General features: G+C 67.1%; 14 protein-coding genes. 10 read left to right on the top strand and 4 right to left on the bottom strand.

Features of this window, described 5'->3' with window-relative positions; translation table 11 throughout:
- Positions 1–120 precede the first annotated feature (120 nt).
- Both KBY66_RS08755 and KBY66_RS08750 read left to right on the top strand, forming a co-directional pair.
- Positions 121–876, top strand: coding sequence for a phosphoadenylyl-sulfate reductase (locus tag KBY66_RS08755; RefSeq protein ID WP_255120085.1), 756 nt, complete (start codon positions 121–123; stop codon positions 874–876).
- Positions 877–1602, top strand: coding sequence for a type III pantothenate kinase (locus tag KBY66_RS08750; RefSeq protein WP_255088916.1), 726 nt, complete (start codon positions 877–879; stop codon positions 1600–1602). It abuts the gene before it with no gap.
- Here the strand turns inward: KBY66_RS08750 and bcp are convergent.
- A complete protein-coding gene (bcp, locus tag KBY66_RS08745; RefSeq protein WP_255088915.1) occupies positions 1589–2056 on the bottom strand; it encodes a thioredoxin-dependent thiol peroxidase in 468 nt (155 codons plus the stop codon). The two genes, KBY66_RS08750 and bcp, sit on opposite strands and share 14 nt — an antisense overlap.
- A 63-nt stretch (positions 2057–2119) precedes the next feature.
- On the opposite strand from bcp, the gene KBY66_RS08740 reads away from it, so the two are divergent.
- Both KBY66_RS08740 and KBY66_RS08735 read left to right on the top strand, forming a co-directional pair.
- A complete protein-coding gene (locus tag KBY66_RS08740) occupies positions 2120–2641 on the top strand; it encodes a hypothetical protein (RefSeq protein WP_255088914.1) in 522 nt (173 codons plus the stop codon).
- Between the two features lie 128 nt (positions 2642–2769).
- Positions 2770–3447: an alpha/beta hydrolase gene (locus KBY66_RS08735; protein ID WP_255088913.1), complete on the top strand. Its 678-nt coding sequence runs from the start codon at positions 2770–2772 to the stop codon at positions 3445–3447.
- Between the two features lie 38 nt (positions 3448–3485).
- Here KBY66_RS08735 and KBY66_RS08730 read toward each other — a convergent pair whose 3' ends face one another.
- The gene (locus tag KBY66_RS08730; RefSeq protein ID WP_255088912.1) at positions 3486–5765 is read right to left on the bottom strand and encodes an AAA family ATPase; all 2280 of its coding nucleotides are present in this window, start codon (positions 5763–5765) and stop codon (positions 3486–3488) included.
- On the bottom strand, positions 5758–6351 hold the full coding sequence (locus tag KBY66_RS08725; RefSeq protein WP_255088911.1) for an HdeD family acid-resistance protein: 594 nt from the start codon (positions 6349–6351) through the stop codon (positions 5758–5760). The genes KBY66_RS08730 and KBY66_RS08725 overlap by 8 nt, the downstream gene beginning before the upstream one ends.
- A gap of 310 nt (positions 6352–6661) precedes the next feature.
- Between KBY66_RS08725 and KBY66_RS08720 the strand changes: the two genes are divergently transcribed.
- The 6 genes from KBY66_RS08720 (at position 6662) to KBY66_RS08695 (ending at position 16134) form a co-directional block, all read left to right on the top strand.
- Positions 6662–7768: an efflux RND transporter periplasmic adaptor subunit gene (locus KBY66_RS08720; RefSeq protein WP_315855494.1), complete on the top strand. Its 1107-nt coding sequence runs from the start codon at positions 6662–6664 to the stop codon at positions 7766–7768.
- A 10-nt stretch (positions 7769–7778) separates the two neighbouring features.
- On the top strand, positions 7779–11087 hold the full coding sequence (locus tag KBY66_RS08715; RefSeq protein ID WP_255088910.1) for an efflux RND transporter permease subunit: 3309 nt from the start codon (positions 7779–7781) through the stop codon (positions 11085–11087).
- The gene (locus tag KBY66_RS08710) at positions 11087–11371 is read left to right on the top strand and encodes a hypothetical protein (RefSeq protein WP_255088909.1); all 285 of its coding nucleotides are present in this window, start codon (positions 11087–11089) and stop codon (positions 11369–11371) included. The genes KBY66_RS08715 and KBY66_RS08710 overlap by 1 nt, the downstream gene beginning before the upstream one ends.
- Positions 11372–11463: 92 nt before the next feature.
- Positions 11464–12570, top strand: a complete 1107-nt coding sequence (locus KBY66_RS08705) for an efflux RND transporter periplasmic adaptor subunit (RefSeq protein ID WP_255088908.1) — start codon at positions 11464–11466, stop codon at positions 12568–12570.
- Entirely contained in the window at positions 12567–15842 is a 3276-nt protein-coding gene (locus tag KBY66_RS08700) for an efflux RND transporter permease subunit (RefSeq protein ID WP_255088907.1), read from the top strand. The genes KBY66_RS08705 and KBY66_RS08700 overlap by 4 nt, the downstream gene beginning before the upstream one ends.
- Before the next feature lies 1 nt (position 15843).
- Complete coding sequence (locus tag KBY66_RS08695; RefSeq protein WP_255088906.1) at positions 15844–16134, top strand: hypothetical protein; 291 nt, start codon at positions 15844–15846, stop codon at positions 16132–16134.
- 17 nt (positions 16135–16151) lie between these two features.
- On the opposite strand, the gene KBY66_RS08690 is transcribed toward KBY66_RS08695, so the two are convergent.
- Positions 16152–17819 (bottom strand): alpha-D-glucose phosphate-specific phosphoglucomutase, encoded by a 1668-nt coding sequence (locus KBY66_RS08690; RefSeq protein WP_255088905.1) that lies wholly within the window; start codon positions 17817–17819, stop codon positions 16152–16154.
- Positions 17820–17910: the final 91 nt, after the last annotated feature.

Genomic DNA, 17910 nt, shown 5'->3' with positions numbered 1-17910 from the left:
CAGTCATGCTGGTGAGGTTGGGGGGTTGGGAGGTGAACGTGCCCTTGAACACTACCCAGCCCCGTTGATCAACCCATCCCTGCCGGTTGGCACGGGAAGATGAATGGCATGAACAGTCTGATGGCCCCCAGCGTGTCAACCAACCGTGAAGGTTGGAAGCTGGATGCGGCCGCCGCCAATGCGGCGCTCGAACCGCTCGATTCGATCGATCAGCTGCGTTGGGGGCTGGACACCTTCGGGGAGTCCTTTGCCCTGACCACCAGCTTCGGCATTCAGTCGGCCGTGCTGCTGCACATGGCCAGCCGCCTCAGCACGTCCATCCCGGTGATCTGGGTGGATACCGGCTATCTCACGGCCGAAACCTATCGCTATGCCCAGGAGCTTGGCGAGCTTTTGCCCATCAGGCTGGAGGTGGCCCAGGCGGAGATGAGCCCGGCCCGGATGGAGGCTCTGCATGGCCGTCTCTGGGAAACGGGGCAACCCGACGACATGGAGCGCTATCTCCAGCTTCGCAAGGTGCAACCGCTCGATCAGGCCTTCGAACGGCTGCAGATTCGCTGCTGGGCGAGTGGGGTGCGGGGTAACCAGACGGACCACCGCAGCTCGATGAACGTCCTCGACGCGGTCAGGGGACGATGGTCGTTGCGGCCCCTGCTGGCCTGGACTGCCCGCGACGTCTTCTATTACATGCAGGAGAATTTCCTTCCCCAGCATCCGCTCTTTGCACAGGGCTACTCCTCGGTTGGCGACTGGCATTCCAGCGGTCCCGACCTCGGCGGTGGCGACAACGAGGCTGGCACCCGCGCCAGCCGCTTCGGCGGCCTCAAACAGGAGTGCGGCATCCATCTCCCCGGGGTGATGGGCGAGGGGATCTAGATGGCGGCTGGCCAGTGGCTGTTGATCGGCAACAGCCGCTGGCACTGGGCCGAGACCCTTCAGCAGCAGGCCCAGGGGGGCCTGCGCTGCTGGCATACACCAGCGCCGGCTGCCATCTCCGCCGCTGAGCTGGGCCGATTGCGCTCCTGGGCCTGTGTCGGCCACCTACCGCCCGCTCTCCAGCTTCCCCCGGAGCGAAGGCTGAGCCTGGAGGCGGTGCCGTTGCGATCGATGCCCGCCTGGCTGGGGCTGGACCGGGCCCTGGCCGGCTGGGAGGCCTGGCGCCGGCAACAACGGAGCGGAGCCGGCGGCGCCGTTCTGGTGGCGGATGCCGGCACGGCGCTGAGCCTGACCCGGGTCAACGACCAGGGTGCCTTTGCCGGTGGTCGGCTGATGGCCGGGGTGCGCCTTCAGCTCTCGGCGCTGGCGGCAGCCACGGCCCTGCTGCCGAGCGTGGATGGCGACGCGGAAGGCGCCTTGCCCTTCGATAACCGGGACCCCTGGCCGGCGGCCACCGAAGTGGCGATGTCCGCCGGCTGCCTCTGGGGGCTGGCGGCGGCGATCGCTCAGGCCTCGGCGGCGCTCCAGACGGAGGGGCCGACCCGGCTCTGGCTCACCGGTGGGGACGCCCCGCTGCTGGCCCCCCTGCTGGGGAAGCTGGGCCAGAGCTGCGAGCTGGCGCCGGGCCTCTGCCTGGAGGCGCTGGCGGCGCTCAGCCCAGCTTGAGATCCGAGAGGATCTGCTCGGCCATCTGCTCGGCCTTGACCTTCAGGTAGAAGAGCTCCAGCTTTCCTGCGGCATCCACCACGAAGGTGTGGCGCATCATCCCCATCGACTCCCGACCCATGAACGTTTTCAGCCCGTAGCTGCCATAGGCCGCCGCCACGGGACAGGGGTCAGGATCGCTGAGCAGGGTGAAGGGCAGGTTGTACTTGGCGATGAATTTGCCGTGGCTGGCGGCGCCGTCCTTGCTGATGCCAAGCACCTTGATGCCGAGCTCGGCGTAACGGGACCACTGGTCGCGAAAGCCGCAGGCCTCCTTGGTGCAGCCGGGGGTGTCATCCTTCGGATAGAAGTATATTACCACCCTCTGGCCGCGAAGGGAGGCAAGGCTCACCGGTGTGCCGGTCTGGTCCGGGAGGGTGAACTCCGGAGCTGGATCGCCGAGGCTCAGGGACATGGGGGTTTGGCTGGAGTGGAGCGAGCCTAGGGGGCTTAGGGTCGCGGCTCACTCGGGCCACCCATGCTTGTCGGCGCTCGTCTGGCTCTGGTCGGTGTTCTCAGCTTGATCGGTCTGGCCGGCCTGGTGCAACTGCCAATCCGGCCCCCGATGCTCAGCCGAACGGCTTCGGCCACGGCCGGGCTCCTGGTTGCGCTCGACAGCCAGGAAGCCCTGCTGGCCCAGCGGCAGGAGGCCTCGGTGCAGCTCAACCGCTTTGTCGGCGCTGAGATCACCCGCTACTTCTGGGGTGGTTTCAGCGGCTATCTGGATGTGCTGGGGATCGAGGAACCCGACGGCATGGCCGCCAAGGTGAGCCTCGACGATCAATCCGTCCAGCTGCGGCTCAGCACCCCTGGCGGCTCCGAAACCTATGTGGCCCGGGTGGAGGCGATCGACGGCGTGCCGCGCGGCGTGGTGTGCCGAGGGAAGGGAACCCCGGCGCCATTCCCCTTCCGCGGCTCCCGCCTGGAGTGCCCGCCGGGCTGGCGGCCCCTGCCGAATGTCAAAGCCCAGCTGCCGGCTGCCGAGCGCTCGGGTTTCTGACTGTTTCTTTAGGAAGTCCACACTTTCTTTGCCGTCGGTGTCCGGGCGCTGAGTGCAAGTTGTGGGCAAGTTGTGGGCAAATGCAACTCCTGCATGTAAGTTGAAATTGGAGTTCTTTTGATTCAGCCGTGCTCAAGCGTCTTGCCGCCAGTCTTCTTGTGGGAGCCGCCCTGTCGGCATCCGCCCTGCCCGCTTCCGCTGCCGTTGACAACGACCTGCCCGTGCGCTGGAACACCGGTGGCGCCGTCTGGTCGACCGGCTACGACAAATTCGGCACGTTCATTGAGTCCGGTGCCGTGACCGATCGGGGCTTGGGCGACGGGATCTCCCGTTCCGGCTGGACCTCCGATGAAATCCGCGCCGGGCTCTCCAAGACCTACACCGTCGATCTGGTCGGGGTGTCCCGTTTCCTCTACTCCGATGCCGGGGTGAAGTTCCTCAAGGATCAGACCCGCAGCTACTTCCCTTACTGGAGCATGACCACCTACGCGGTGCCTGCGCTGCGCAGCGCCATCATCGCCGATGCCCGTGATGGCTCGATCTCCTCAGCCGGGATCATGGCGGCCCTTCCCACCGACTTCCGCCTGGCGGACACCTGCAACACCTACGACGGCAAGCAGAACATCTGCGCTGAAGGCAAGTGCCAGGCAGGAACGGCCCAGTGCACCTCCCTGCTCTCCTGGTATGTCTTCCTGCCCGCCTGCATCCAGGCCAACCAGTTGACCGGCCCCGTCGCCCAGGTGCGCACCGCTCCCGCTCCCCGGACCTTCGCCCCCGCCCCTGAGCCGATCCGCGGCCTCTGGTGACCAGCCCCGGCCGGTTTCGGCCGGCCGCCCACCGCCTTTCAGCCCCGCTTCGTCGGGGCTTTTTTGATGGCGGCCTCCCCGGGCCACCTGGCGATCAACAGGCCGTGGTCGAGCCGTTGGGGCAGGCTTGCGTTGCGGTTGGCCTCGAAGCATTCCTGCAGAGCGGCAATCTCGGAGACCCCGAACGCCTGGCCCAGGACCCTCCGGTAGCTGGCTTCGGCGCCAAACCAACGCTCCACCAAGGCGGGGGTCAAGGCGAGTTGAAGCGGCTCTTGCCAACCCTCCTCGGCCACCTGCCAGCCCAGCGCCTCCAGCTGGCCCAGCATCACCGCCTGGGCGGAGGCCGAAGCGTCTTGCAGCCATTGCCGCTCCAGCGGCAGGCAGGCCTCCAGCCGCTGGTGGGTGTCGGTGGGTTCGGCGCCAGGCCGGCCAGGGGCGCCCAGGACGGCCAGCAGGCTTTCCGCCGGGCCGATCAACGGAACGCTGAACAGCAGCCGCAGCTGGGCGTTGTCGCTGGCCAGAGCCGTCAGTGTTTCCGCCCAGCGGCGCAGCCCGGTTGCCCCAAGACCCTGGAAGGGCTGGCGCGCCGCCACCCATTCGAAGCGCTCGGTCGCACCCAGCTGGGCGGCCAGCGCTTCCGGATGCTCCGGTGGCACCACGCACAGTTGCGGCTGGCGGAGGGCATCGAGGAGTTGCAGGTGTGCCTGGAGGCGCTCCTTCTCTGAGGGGTGCGCCACGGTGATCACCAGGCCCCCTTCGGGCGTGGCTTCGAGGGGATCGAGCGCCCAGAGCAGGGAGCGGGCCTCCAGCACCAGCACCCGGTCGTGGCGCTGCCAGCGGGCCCCCTGCCAGAACCGTTGGCGCAGGAGGTCCAGCCTCTCCCCTTCGGCGGCTGCCTGCCGTTGCAGCCAGCGCTCCAGCTGGGGATCGTCCGGGCTGCTGCTCAGCGGCTCCAGCGCCATGGTGCCGGTTTCGGCCATGGTTTCCGCGGTAGCGGCGAGCTGGGCGGCCCGCCGTTGCTGCAGGCGTCCCTTCAGGGCGCCTTCCCAGCCCAGGCCACCGGGTTGCCAGAACACCTGCCCCTGCAGGACGGCGGGCAGGTAGGTCTGGGCGACCCAGTGCTCGGCGTAGGCATGGGGGTAGCGGTAGCCCACCCCATCGCCGAAGGCCTGGCCATCGCGGCTGGCATCCCGCAGAGGCGAAGGCACGGTTTGCTTGGCGGCGGTTCGCACACTCTTGAGGGCATCGAAGAAACCCAGCACGCTGTTGCTCTTCTCGGCCCCGGCCAGATAGAGGGCGGCCTGGGCGAGGGGGTAGAGCCCTTCCGGCAGCCCCACCCGCTCAAAGGCCGCCGCGCAGGCCTCCACCACCACGATCGCCTGGGGATCGGCCAGGCCCACGTCTTCTCCGGCGGCGATCAGCATGCGGCGAAAGATGAAACGCGGGTTTTCGCCCGCCTCCACCATCCGGGCCAGCCAGAACAGGGCCGCATCGGCGTCGGAGCCCCGCAGCGATTTGATGAAGGCGCTGATCGTGTCGAAGTGGGCGTCCCCCTGCTTGTCGTAGAGCACGGCCCGTTGCTGGATCGACTCCTCAGCGATGGCCAGGTCGATCCTGATGGCGCCGTTCCCATCGGGCTCCGTCGTCTCCACCGCCAGCTCCAGGGCATTGAGCAGGCTGCGGGCATCGCCACCGGCCACATCCAGCAGGTGGGCGGCGGCCTCGCTGCTCAGCACCACCGAACGGGTGCCATAGCCTCGCTCGCCGTCGGCCAGGGCCCGCTCCAGAAGCTGGCGAAGATCCTCGGTTTCGAGCGGCTGCAGCCGGAACAACCGCGAGCGGCTCACCAGCGCCTTGTTCACCTCGAAGAACGGATTCTCGGTGGTGGCGCCGATCAGGGTGACGGTGCCGTTCTCCACCCAGGGCAGCAGGGCGTCCTGCTGGGCGCTGTTGAAGCGGTGCACCTCATCGATGAACAGCAGGCTGCGCAGGCCGTGCTCACCGAGGCGCCGCTGGGCCGCCTCCACTTCGCTGCGCAGGTCCTTGACCCCGGCGAGCACGGCGTTGAGGCTGCTGAAGTGGGCCCGCGTGGTGCCGGCGATGATGCGGGCCAGGGTGGTTTTACCCACCCCGGGCGGGCCGTGCAGGATCAGGTTGCCGACCCGATCGGCGCGGATGGCGCGGCGCAGCAGGCGGCCGGGGCCCAGGATCGCCTCCTGACCGACGAACTCCTCGAGCGTGCGGGGCCGCAGCCGATCGGCGAGGGGGGCGATTCGGCTGAGGACCCTCTCCCGTTGATGGGTGAAGAGATCACTCACCCTCGTGGTGGAAGCGGGCACTGAACCGCAGTAGATCGAAGCCGCTGAAGAGGAAGCTGATGCCCACCAGCAGCCCGACCACCTGCAGCAGGCCAGCGGGACCCATCGAGAGAATCAGCAGACCCAGCACCAGGGTCACGAGGCCGTTGACCAGGCCCCAGGCCCAGCCGGCGGTGGAGCGGTTCGAGAGCGACACGATCGCCATCACCGCCCCTTCGGCCAGAAACACGATGCCCACCGCCGTGGCCAGGGCCTTGACCTGAAGAGCGGCGGGAATCAGGCCGGCCTTGAACTGAAGCAGCATCCACAGGCCCGCCACCAGGAACAGGGTGGAGACGACCAGCCGCCAGAAACAGTGCCAGCGGCTGAGGCTGCGGGCCCGGGCGAGGTTGTTGACCCAGCCCACGATTCCACCCACCAGAAAGGCGAGAGCCACCATCACTGTGACCCAGGCCGAGGCCACCACCGGGAACACCAGGGCCAGCACCCCCAGCACGAGCATCAGGATGCCTTCGGCCCGGGTGAAGCCCCGCAGGCGCCCTGCTTGCCTGGCCCGTCTCTCCAGCTGGCCCGGTTCGGCTGTCATCGAAGCAAGGCTGCAAAACCCATTCTAGAAGGCGAAAACGAACCGGAGTTGCCTGCGAACCGGAGCGCTTGCCCTGCTCAGCTCTATGAATCTGCGGACTTGTGGATCCTCAGGGTTGCGCCGCAGGCGGCCAGGGGGGTGATTGCCTGAGGCAGGCGTTGGGCCTGGAACTCGAACCGATCGCTCATCCGCTTGGGTGCGTGGGGAACGCGGGAGATCCGGCCCCATGGGGGACAATCCTGGGACTCGACCGCGCCGGACCTGATTGGTGGGAACGTCCAGCAGAATCCGTTCAACCAGCACTGCCCGCGTGATTCTTGCCCTCCGCTCCGTGTCCTTCGGAACGGGTGCCGTTTTGGCGGCGGTGCTCCTGGTGGCCACCGGCTGTGGCGGTGGTCCCAAGCCCGAGCCGGTGAGGAGGGTGCAGGTGTCCACCGAACCGGTGGCCCTGGGCCGTTTCAGCAACGACGTCGACACGATCAGCACCCTGGAGGCGATTGAGGAGGTGCAGCTGGCCGCCCAGGCGGCCGGGCGGATCGAGCGCCTGCTGATCCGCCAGGGGGATCGGGTGCGTCAGGGCCAGCTGCTGCTGGTGCTCGACCAGGCCCAGGTGCGCGCTGATTTGGCCAGCCTGATCGCCAAGCGTGACAAGGACAGGCTCAATTACCAACGCTTCGAGTTCCTCGTGCGCCAGGGCGCTGCCAGCTCCTTGCAGCGTGATGAATTTCAGGCGCAGTACATCCAGTCGCGGGAAGCCGTGGTGGCCCGCCAGGCCGATCTCTCCTTCAGCAACCTCACAGCTCCGATCAGCGGCGTGATCAGCGACCTGCAGGTGAAGCAGGGCGATGTGATCGCCGCCGGCGCGCCGTTCACCAAGGTGGTGCGCAACGATCGCCTGATGGCCCGCATCGATGTGCCCGGTGCCTTCACCGACCGGGTGCGCCCTGGCCTGCCGGTGCTGTTGCAGGAACCCCTGGGCAACCGGTTGTTGGCCACCGGAGTCGTGAATTCGGTGGATCCCGCCGTCAACGCCGGCACCCAGTCGCTGCTGCTCAAGGCGGAATTCCCCAATCCTTCGGGTGCCCTGCGCACGGGCCTGCGGCTGCGGACCCGGGTGAAGCTGGCCACCGGGGAGCTGCCCTCGGTGCCCTTCGCCGCGGTCACCCAGTCGGCGGGGCAGAGCTTCGTGTTCGTGGCGGGAAGCTTCCAGGACCTTGAGCGCAATCCGGGCAAGGCGAAACTCGATGAGCTGCGCAAGCTGCCCCCCGGAGCCGCCTTCGCCCTGCAGGTGCCGGTGCAGCTCGGACCCCTGCAGAACAATCGATACCCCGTGCTGAAGGGGGTGGGCCTCAACAATCCGGTCATCACCACCAACCTGCTCACCCTCCGTCACGGCACGCCCGTGACGGTGAAGTAAGGGTCCGCCGATGTCCGCTTCCAACAATTTCATTGTCCGGCCGGTGCTCACCGTGGTGTGCAGCCTGCTGATCGTCTTTGCCGGGCTGATCGCCATCCCCCTGCTGCCGATCGAGAACCTGCCCGACATCGCGCCGCCCACCGTGCAGGTCACCTCCCGGTACAACGGAGCCGATGCCCTCAGCGTCGAGCAGGGCGTCACCGCAGTGCTGGAGCAGCAGATCAACGGCGTCCAGAACATGGAGTTCATCAGCTCCACCAGTTCTGCCGACGGCACCAGCGCCATCACGGTGTCCTTCGCCAGCGGCACCGACGGCGACATCAACCAGGTCAACGTGCAGAACCGGGTGGCCCTGGCCCAGCCCCAGCTCCCCGAGGAGGTGCGCCAGTCGGGGGTGGTGGTCAACCAGGCCTCCAATTCGATCCTGCTGGTGGCCAACTTCGTCAGCGAAGACCCGGCCAACCCCTTCAGCATCGAGACGATCAGCGGCCTGCTTGATCAAGGGCTCACCGATGCCCTGCGGCGGGTGAGGGGAGTGGGTAGCATCGCCTACTTCGGCAACCGCCAGCTGGCGATCCGCCTCTGGCTCGACCCCGATCGGCTGGCCGCCAACAAGCTCACCTCCGCCGACGTGGTGGCGGCGCTCAGTTCCCAGAACCGCCTGGTGCCGGCCGGCCGGGTGGGCGGTGCGCCGGCGCCCGATGGCCAGAAATTCACCTTCACCGTGCAGTTGCAGGGGCGGCTGCGCACCAACGAGGAATTCGAGCGCATGATTCTGCGCACCACCCCGGATGGGGGCCTGATCCGCCTGAGCGACGTGGGCCGCGTCGAGCTGGGCGGTGAAAGCTTCGACGTGGGGGCCACCGACCTGCGCGGCGTGCCGTCCGTGGGCCTGGCGGTGTATCAGCTCAGCGGCAGCAACGCCCTGGAGGTGTCCAATGGGGTGAAGGAGGTGATCGCCACCTTCGAAGCCACCCTGCCGCCGGGGATTCGAAAGGAGATCATCTACGACAACACCGACTTCATCAACGCCTCGATCCAGGGGGTGACCGGCGCCCTGCGGGATGCGGTGCTGCTGGTGGTGCTGATCCTGTTCCTGTTCCTGCAGGACTGGAAAGCCACCATGGTGCCGGGGATCGCCATTCCGGTGGCCCTGGTGGGCACCTTCGCCTTCGTGAAGGCCTTCGGCTTCTCGCTCAACCAGCTCACCCTGTTCGGGTTGGTGCTGGCTGCCGGCCTGGTGGTGGATGACGCCATCACCGTGATCGAGGACACCTCAACCAAAAAGAAGGAGGGGCTCTCGGCCGTGGCGGCCGCCATGGCCACGATGAACGAGCTGTTCGGCGCCGTGATCGCCACCTCCCTGGTGCTGTTTGCGGTGTTCCTTCCGGTGCTGTTCTTCCCCGGCGCCACCGGCACGATCTACAAGCAGTTCGCCGCCACGATCCTCTTCGCGGTAACGATCTCCACCTTCAACGCGCTCACGTTTTCGCCGATGCTCTCCGCCCTGCTGCTGGCCCGGGAGAGCCCCCCCCCCGGCCGACGCACCTATGCCATCGCCGGTGCGGTGATCGGCGCCATCTACGGGTTGCTGCTAAGCGGTGGCTTTGCCAACCCCCTCCCAATCGCGCTGTTCGGCCTGCTGGGCCTGGCCCTGGGCTGGTTCACCCCGCCGATCTTCAGGGGGTTCAACCGCTTCTATGCCGGCTTCGAGCGGCGCTACGACGGCGCCCTTGGCTGGGTGCTGAGCCACCGCAAGTTGGTGATGTCGGTGTTGGTGGGGGGTGTGGTGCTGACCGGTGTGGCCTTCAACGCCATCCCTTCCGGCTTCGTGCCGGTGGAGGATCAGGGCTACGCCATCGGCTTCGTGCAAGCTCCCGACGGCACTTCGGTGCAGAAAACCAGCCGCGTCAATGCCCAGGTTGCTGAAATCCTGCGGACTGAAAAGGACATCACAGCGGCGGCGATCTTCAGCGGCGCCAGCCTCGATGGCAATGCCCCTAACCGGGGGCTGTTCTTCTTCGGCACCAAGAACTGGGACGACCGCGGTGATGCGGACCAGTCGGTGAACGCGATCGTGGAGCGGCTGAACCGCAAGCTCTCGGTGATCAACGGCGGCCGGGTGTTCGTGGTGGAGCCCCCCTCGATCCCCGGCTATGGCGCCTCCGGCGGTTTCGAGTTCCAGCTTCTGGACCAGAGTGGTGGGGCCCTCAACCTGCCCCAGTTCGCCGGGGTGGCAGCTGAGCTGATCGGCAAGGCCAACCAGGCGCGGCCGGACGGCCGGCCCCTGTTCAGCCGTGTGTTCACCCAGTTCAGCGCCGAGTCCCCCCAGCTGGCGATCACGGTGGACCGGGACAGGCTCGCCGCCCTCGGCCTCGACTACGGCCAGGCGATGCGGGTCTTCAGCTTCTACTTCGGTGGCGCCTACGTCAACGACACCTTTCAGGAGGGCCGGGTGCGGCGGGTCTATGTGCAGGCAGACGGCCCCTTCCGTGCCACGCCCCAGCGGCTCCAGGCCATCTTCGTGACGAATGCCAAAGGAGAGCCGGTGCCGCTGGCCGAGGTGATCACGGTGGAGCCGATCACCGGCCCATCGATCATTCCCCGCTTCAACCTCTTCCGCTCCATCCGGGTGGAGGGCTCGGCGGCGCCGGGTCGCAGTTCGGGCCAGGCGATCAAGGGGATCCTTGGGCTGTTCAAGGGGCTGGATGTGCCCGGCATCGGCTACGACTGGACCGGCATCGCCCGGGAGGAGGTGAGTGCCGGGGCCCTGGCGGTGGTGATCTTCGCCCTCGGCATCCTGGTGGTGTATCTGGTGCTGGCGGCCCAGTACGAGAGCTACAGCGATCCGCTGATCATCCTGATGACGGTGCCCACCGCCATGCTCGGGGCCCTGGTGTTCCTGGGGGCCCGCGGCTACGAGCTCAACATCTACGCCCAGGTGGGGCTGGTGATGCTGATCGGCCTGGCGGCGAAGAACGGGATCCTGATCGTGGACCTGGCCAACCAGCGCATGGCCTCTGGCGCCAGCGCCCTGGAGGCGGCCCGGGAGGCGGCCCGCTCCCGCCTGCGGCCGATCATCATGACCGCCGTCTCGTCGTTGTTCGGCTTCCTGCCGCTGGTGTTTGCGAGTGGAGCCGGTGCCCGGGGCCAGTCCTCCCTGGGCACGGTGGTGTTCGGTGGCCTGCTGGTGGCCACGGTGCTGTCGCTGCTGGTGGTGCCGGTGTTCTATGTGGTGGTGAAACAGCTGGTGCCGCCTCCCACGCCTCCACTGCCGGGGGATGGGGAGGGAGCCCTGATCGAGGGGGCTACCCCCTGATGGCCCCCCAGGCCCCACCACTGCGGGGGAGCCGGATCCTGCTGGCCGGGGTGATCGGCAGTGGCCTGGGGGCTGCCGTGGCCCTGATGTTGCATGCGGTGGTGACCAACACGCCGGTGGAGGTCAGTCCGCGCACCTTTGCCCTGTTCTTCGGGATCTTCTGCGGCTTCGGGGCCTTTGCCGGCCTCACCCTGGAGACGGTGCGCCAGCTGCAGGCCTCCAACTCCGATCCTGCCTACCACCAGAAGTTCTCCCGAGGCGGACGAAGCCGGGGGCGCCCCTGAGATCGCCTCGTCGCAACGACTTCTTCCCAGTGCTGCGCTGCGCCGGCAGACGTGGACACAGCAGCTGTCGTGCGTCAACCTGGATCGCACTCGTGACCAGCCCGTTGCGGCACCCCATACCCGTTCTGGCGGCCTCCTCCCTGCTGGCGCTGGTCTCCCTGCCGGCTTGTGCTCCGGCGCCGCCTCCTGTGCAGCCGCCTGTCGCCGTCCGGCTGGTCAATCCCCGGACTCTGCCGTTTGTGGATTCGGCCGACTACCAGAGCACCCTGGAGGCGATCCGGGAGGTGAAGCTGGCGGCCGAGATCAGTGGCCGCATCGTGGCGATGCCGATGACCGAGGGCCAGGCCGTCAGGCCGGGCCAGCTGCTGTTCACCCTGGATCAGGTGCAGCAGCAGGCGGCCACCGACTCCGCTGCGGCTGAAGCCCGCAAGGACATCATCAATGCCGAGCGCTACGTCTTTCTGAACGATCAGGGAGCTGTGTCCACCAAGGAGCGCGATTTCTACATCACCCAGGCGATCCAGAGCCGCGACACCTTCAAGGCCTCGAAGGCCACCCTGGGCTACAAGGACGTCAACGCTCCGATCGCCGGCTTCATCGGCACCATCAACGTCAAGCTCGGCGATGTGGTCAATGCCGGCACCCCCGTCACCAGCGTGGTGGACAACTCACGCCTCTGGGTGCGCCTCGATGTGGCTGGCGAGGATGCCTACCGGGTGAAACGGGGGCTGCCGGTGTTGCTGCGGGCCCCCGATCGCTCTGAGCTGGTGGCCCGGGGGGTGGTGAGTTTCGTGGCCCCCTCCCTCGACAAGCAACGCCAGACCCTGCTGGTGAAGGCGACGTTCAGCAATGCCGATGGAGCCCTGCGCAACAACCAGCGCGTCAACGCTACCCTCGTATTCGCCCAGGGCCGCCTGCTCGCCATCCCTCAGCAGGCGGTGCTGCTGCAGGCCGGCAAAACCTTTGTTTTTCTGGCCGTGAGCCCCCAGGATGCCCGGCAGCGGTTGGGCAGGGAGATTGAGCCGCCACCGCCGCCGGGCTCCTTGGTGGCGGTGCAGGTGTCTGTCAGCCTCGGCACCCTTCAGAACGGGGTCTACCCCCTCAAGTCCGGCCTGCAATCCACCGATTCGGTCATCCTGGCCAACCTCGCCCAACTGCGCAGTGGTCTGGCCGTGCGCCAGGCCCCTAGCCGCCCATGAGCCTTTCGGATACCTTCATTCGCCGCCCCGTGCTCAGCACGGTGTGCAGCGTGCTGATCCTGCTGGCGGGGGTGATCAGCCTTCCGCTGCTGCCGATCGAGAATCTGCCGAACATCGCCCCGCCCACGATCCAGGTGAACGCCAGCCTCCCCGGGGCGGATGCGCTCACGGTGGAGAGTGCCGTGACCGGCCCTCTCGAGGAGCAGATCAACGGCGCCCCCGGCATGGACTACATCACGTCCACCAGCACCGGCGAGGGCAGCAGCCAGATCAACGTCTATTTCAAGCCGGGCACCAATCCTGATATCGATCAGGTGAATGTGCTCAATCGGGTGCAGACCGCCACTCCGCAGCTGCCTCCCCAGGTGAATGCCCAGGGGGTGACGGTTCAACAGACCTCGGGCAGCTACCTTCTGGTTTACAACATCACGTCAAGCGAAGGACAGTTCGACCGGAATTACCTCAATGGGCTGGTGCAGCTCAATCTGCTTTATCCGCTTACCCGCGCCGATGGGGTGGGTCAGGTCAACATCTTCGGCGCCAGTGATCCGGCTTTCCGTCTGTGGGTGGATCCGCTGCGGCTCTCCCGGTTCAATCTTTCTGTCGCCGATGTGGTGAATGCGCTGAAAGCGCAGAACGTGGTCGTGATTGCTGGCAGCATCGGTGGACCGCCATCGCTGCCAAGCAACCGTTCCACCTTCCCGATTCTGGTGAATGGAAACCTGGAAACGGTTGCTGAGTTTGAAAAGCTCATTCTTTCGAAAGGGCCCGATGGCGGGCTGATTCGTCTGGGTGATGTGGGCCGAGCTGAGTATGCCTTCCAGAACTTCAACCAGTCGGCCGTCAACGCCATCACCGGCTATCCCTCTGTTGGTTTTGGCGTCATCCAGTTGCCAGGCAGCAATGCGATCACCACGGCCAATGCCGTCGATGCGGTGCTGACCCAGTTCCGCAATTCCTTGCCGCCCGGTGTACTGCTGGAGAAGGTGTTCGACCAGACCGACTTCATCAACGCCTCGATCGAAGGGGCCCTCGATGCCCTGCGCGATGCGGTGGTGCTGGTGCTGCTGATCATCTTCCTGTTCCTCCAAGACTGGAAGGCCACCGCCGTGCCGGCCCTCGCTCTGCCGATCGCCCTGCTGGGCGCGATGGTGTTCGTGAAGGCCTTCGGCTTCTCGATCAACGAACTCACGCTTCTGGGCATCATCCTCGCCACCGGCCTGGTGGTGGATGACGCGATCGTGGTGGTGGAGGCCGTTTCGGCGCGCATCGAAGCGGGCGATCCACCCTTCGTGGCCGCCTCGAATGCGATGAAGGAACTCACCGGCGCGATTCTGGCCACGGCCCTGGTGCTGCTGGCTGTGTTCGTTCCCGTGGCCTTCTTCCCTGGAGCCACCGGGGTGATCTACCGCCAGTTCGCGCTCACGATCGTGTTTTCGATCATCGTGTCCACCTTCAATGCCATCACCGGCAAGCCGCTGCAGTCGGCGTTGCTGCTGGGGGGCGGCAAGACCGAGCCCCGAGGCTGGCGCTGGACGGCGATCGGCGGGGCTTTCGGTGCGCTCTACGGCACCCTGGCGGGCGGCTGGTTGCTGGCCCTGGTGCTCGGCGTGGTGGGTGCGGTGGTGGGCACCTTCCTGATGCCCATCTTCACCGCCTTCAACAAGGCCTTCGAGCAGGTTGCCCGCGGCTATGCCGCCCTGCTCCAGCAGGTGATCCGCCTGAGGAGGTTTGTGGCGGTGGCGTTGCTGGGCGGTGTTCTGGTCACCGGTGCCGCCTTCGTGCTCATTCCCACCGGCTTCGTTCCCACCGAGGACCAGGGCTATGGCCTGGGCATCATTCAGCTGCCCGCCCAATCGTCGATCGAGGCCACCATGCTGGTGGCGGATCAGGCCCGCAAAATCATCGCCAAGGAGGCCGATGTGGTGTCTGGTGAGCTGGTGGGAGGGGCCGGCTTCAACGGCGGTTCACTCAACCAGGGCATCTTCTTCTTCGGCCTCAAGCCGATCGAGGAACGCACCAGCCCCGAGCAATCGGCCAACGCGATCATCGAGCGGCTGAACAAGGCTTTTTCCAGGATCCCCGGGGCAATCGTGCTGGCCCAGGCGCCAGCCGCCGTGCCGGGCTTCGGTGCCCAGGGGGGGCTCTCCTTCCAGTTCAACGACCTCAGCAATGGTGGCTACAGCCCCACCGAACTGGCCGGCCTGGCGCGGGAGCTGATCGCCAAGGCCCGCTCCACCGGCAGCTTCGGCAACCTCTACACCCAGTTCGTCAGTGATGCCCCGGTCTGGCGGCTGGATGTGGACCGCGACCGCATGGCCTCGCTCGACATCGACTACAGCGCCGCCATGGAGGCCCTGGGCACCCTCACCGGCGGCAGCTTCGTGAATCAGACCTACGAGCAGCAGCAGTACCGGCAGGTGTACGTACAGGCGGATGCCAGCCATCGCGGCATGATCCAGGACCTGAAGAACCTCAACATCAGCAACCGCGCCGGCGAGCTGGTGCCGCTCTCCAATGTGGTGAAGGCCCGCCTCGACAGCGCCCCGCCGATCATCAGCCACTTCGATCTCTACCGCACGGTGCTGATCCAGGGGGTGGAGGCTGTCGGCAAGAGCAGCGGCCAGGCGATCGATACGATCGCCGCTGTGTTCCGCCGCTTCAATTTCTCCAACATCGGCTCGGCCTGGTCGGCCCTGAGCCGCTCGGAGGTGCAGGCGGGCGCCCTGGCGATTCTGGTGTTTGCCCTGGGAATCGTGGTGGTGTACCTGGTGCTCTCGGCCCAGTACGGCAGTTACATCGATCCGCTGGTCATTCTGATGACGGTGCCCCTGGCCATGCTCGGGGCGCTGATGTTCCTGGTGTTGCGCGGCCAGGTGAACAACGTCTATGCCCAGGTGGGCCTAGTGACGCTGATTGGCCTGGCGGCCAAGAACGGCATCCTGATCGTGGATTTGGCCAACCAGCGCATGGAGCAGGGGATGACCGCCACAGAAGCGGCGATGGCGGCCGCCTGCTCCCGGCTGCGCCCGATCCTGATGACGGCGATGGCGGCCCTGGCCGGCTTCTTTCCCCTGCTGGTGGCCTCAGGGGCCGGGGCGCTCAGCCAGCAGTCGCTCGGGGCAGTGATCTTCGGTGGGCTCCTGGTGGCCACCGGGCTCAGCCTGTTCGTGGTGCCTTCCTTCTATGTGCTAATGAAGCAACTGGAAGCGACCTGGTTCCCGGCCAGCCAGGCCACCGAACCGGTGCTGCCGGCAGGACCGGCCACCTGAAATGCCCCTTCCCCGGCCTGCCGGCTATTGCCCCCGCCGCCAGTTGCGGGTCGATCGCCGCCGCATCCTGCTGGCGGGCCTGATCAACCTGGCTGCTGCATTGGTGCTGCTGACCCTGGCCCACCGGGTGTCGCGAACACCTGGCGAATTGCTGCCACCGCTTCATCCCCGCTTCTGGGTGGTGGTGGCGGGGATGGCGGCATTCTGCGGCGTCTGGGGCGAGAGCCTGCGCCAGATCAGCCTCACCCGCCGCGGCCAGCCCGGCGCCCCCCTCGATGGACGGAGCGACTGAGGCTGGGGGGCACAAGCTCAGGTGATCACCGTGGGCCGCTCCATGCCGGTGCGGCTGTGGATCTCGGCCAGGCCATCGGCGGCGCTGATCAGATCCGCCAGGGCCCGCTGGGGATCCTGGGCCAGGTTGCCGCTGGTGGGCATGAAACTCTCGAGATAGACCCGCAGGGTGGCCCCCTGGGTGCCGGTGCCGGAGAGGCGGAACACCACCCGGCTGCCGTCGTCGAGCAGCAGCCGCAGCCCCTGGCCGCTGGTGAGGGAGCCATCCACCGGATCGCGATAGCTGAAGTCGTCGGCGGTGGCGATGCGGCGACCGGCGAAGCCCTCCCCCACCAGGGCGGGCTGCATCCCCTTCAGCCGGTCGTAGAGGCCATGGGCCCGGTCGCTGGCGATCGCTTCGTAGTCATGGCGGGAGTAGTAATGGCGGCCGAACCGGCTCCAGTGCTCCGCCATCACCCGAGCCACGGAGCAGCGCCGCACCGCCAGGATCTGGAGCCAGAAGAGCACCGCCCAGAGGCCGTCCTTTTCGCGGATGTGGTTGCTGCCGGTGCCGAAGCTTTCCTCGCCGCAGAGGGTGATCCGGCCGGCGTCGAGCAGGTTGCCGAAGAACTTCCAGCCCGTGGGCGTTTCGTAGCAGGCCAGGCCCAGCTCGCGGGCAACCACATCCACCGCGGCGCTGGTGGGCATCGAGCGGGCCACCCCGGCCAGACCGTTCCCATAGCCGGGCGCAAGGGCCGCGTTGGCGGTGAGCACGGCCAGGCTGTCGCTGGGGTTCACGAAGCAGCGGGACCCCAGGATCATGTTGCGGTCGCCGTCGCCGTCGCAGGCGGCGCCGAAGCGGTAGGCGTCCCCGCCCATCAGCAGGTCGGCCAGCTCGTGGGCATAGGTGAGGTTGGGATCGGGGTGGCCGCCGCCGAAATCCTCCAGGGGGATGCCGTTGCGCACCGTGCCCGCCGGCGCGCCGAGCAGGCCTTCCAGCAGCCGCTTGGCGTAGGGCCCGGTCACCGCGTGCATGGCATCGAACGCGATCGGGAAATCGCCGCGCAACAGATCGGCGATCTGATCGAAGTCGAAGAGGCCCTGCAACAGGTCCACGTAGTCGCCCACCCCATCGATCACCTCGATGTTGAGGGTGCCGATCCTGTGCAAGCCAGGTGCCTCCAGAGCCACCGGCGCCGCTTTGGCGATCCGATAGCCGGCGAGCCTGGTGGTGGTGGCATGGATCGCCTCGGTGATCGATTCCGGGGCGGGCCCACCGTTGGCGCCATTCACCTTGACGCCGAAATCGCCCTCGGGGCCACCGGGGTTGTGGCTGGCCGAGAGGATGATGCCGCCGATCGCCTGGTGGCGGCGGATCAGGTTCGAGGCCGCCGGCGTGGAGAGGATGCCGCCGGTGGTGGTGATCACCCGGGCCATGCCATGGGCGGCGGCCATGCGGCAGATCACGTCGATGGCATGGCGGTTGCCGTAGCGGCCGTCGCCGCCGAGCACCATGGTGCCGCCTTCCACCCCCGGCAGCACCTGGAACACCGCCTCGATGAAGCTCTCCAGGTAGTGGGGTTGCTCAAATTGGCGGCTGCTCTTGCGCAGCCCCGAGGTGCCGGGCTTCTGGTCGGTGAAGGGGGCGTTGAGGGCCACCTCTTCGATCGCTGGGGCGGCGGTGCTGTCGGGTGCGCTGCTGGCCATACGACCGAAGAGCAGGAGATCGAAGGCTAACCCTGCTCTCCGTCCCTGTCGGGTTGGCTACCGTGGATTGATGATTTCGCTTTGATATCGA

The organism is Synechococcus sp. Tobar12-5m-g, assembly GCF_024345415.1.
GTDB lineage: Bacteria > Cyanobacteriota > Cyanobacteriia > PCC-6307 > Cyanobiaceae > Regnicoccus.
The sequence above is the reverse complement of the archived record's forward strand: the minus strand, read 5'-3'. Positions and strand labels throughout refer to the sequence as shown.

Excerpts from the sequence above, each read along its gene's own strand:
- KBY66_RS08755 (WP_255120085.1), top strand. The coding sequence starts at position 121 with ATGGCCCCCAGCGTGTCAACCAACCGTGAAGGTTGGAAGCTGGATGCG.
- KBY66_RS08750 (WP_255088916.1), top strand. The coding sequence starts at position 877 with ATGGCGGCTGGCCAGTGGCTGTTGATCGGCAACAGCCGCTGGCACTGG.
- bcp (WP_255088915.1), bottom strand. The coding sequence starts at position 2,056 with ATGTCCCTGAGCCTCGGCGATCCAGCTCCGGAGTTCACCCTCCCGGAC.
- KBY66_RS08740 (WP_255088914.1), top strand. The coding sequence starts at position 2,120 with ATGCTTGTCGGCGCTCGTCTGGCTCTGGTCGGTGTTCTCAGCTTGATC.
- KBY66_RS08725 (WP_255088911.1), bottom strand. The coding sequence starts at position 6,351 with ATGACAGCCGAACCGGGCCAGCTGGAGAGACGGGCCAGGCAAGCAGGG.
- KBY66_RS08715 (WP_255088910.1), top strand. The coding sequence starts at position 7,779 with ATGTCCGCTTCCAACAATTTCATTGTCCGGCCGGTGCTCACCGTGGTG.
- KBY66_RS08710 (WP_255088909.1), top strand. The coding sequence starts at position 11,087 with ATGGCCCCCCAGGCCCCACCACTGCGGGGGAGCCGGATCCTGCTGGCC.
- KBY66_RS08700 (WP_255088907.1), top strand. The coding sequence starts at position 12,567 with ATGAGCCTTTCGGATACCTTCATTCGCCGCCCCGTGCTCAGCACGGTG.
- KBY66_RS08695 (WP_255088906.1), top strand. The coding sequence starts at position 15,844 with ATGCCCCTTCCCCGGCCTGCCGGCTATTGCCCCCGCCGCCAGTTGCGG.
- KBY66_RS08690 (WP_255088905.1), bottom strand. The coding sequence starts at position 17,819 with ATGGCCAGCAGCGCACCCGACAGCACCGCCGCCCCAGCGATCGAAGAG.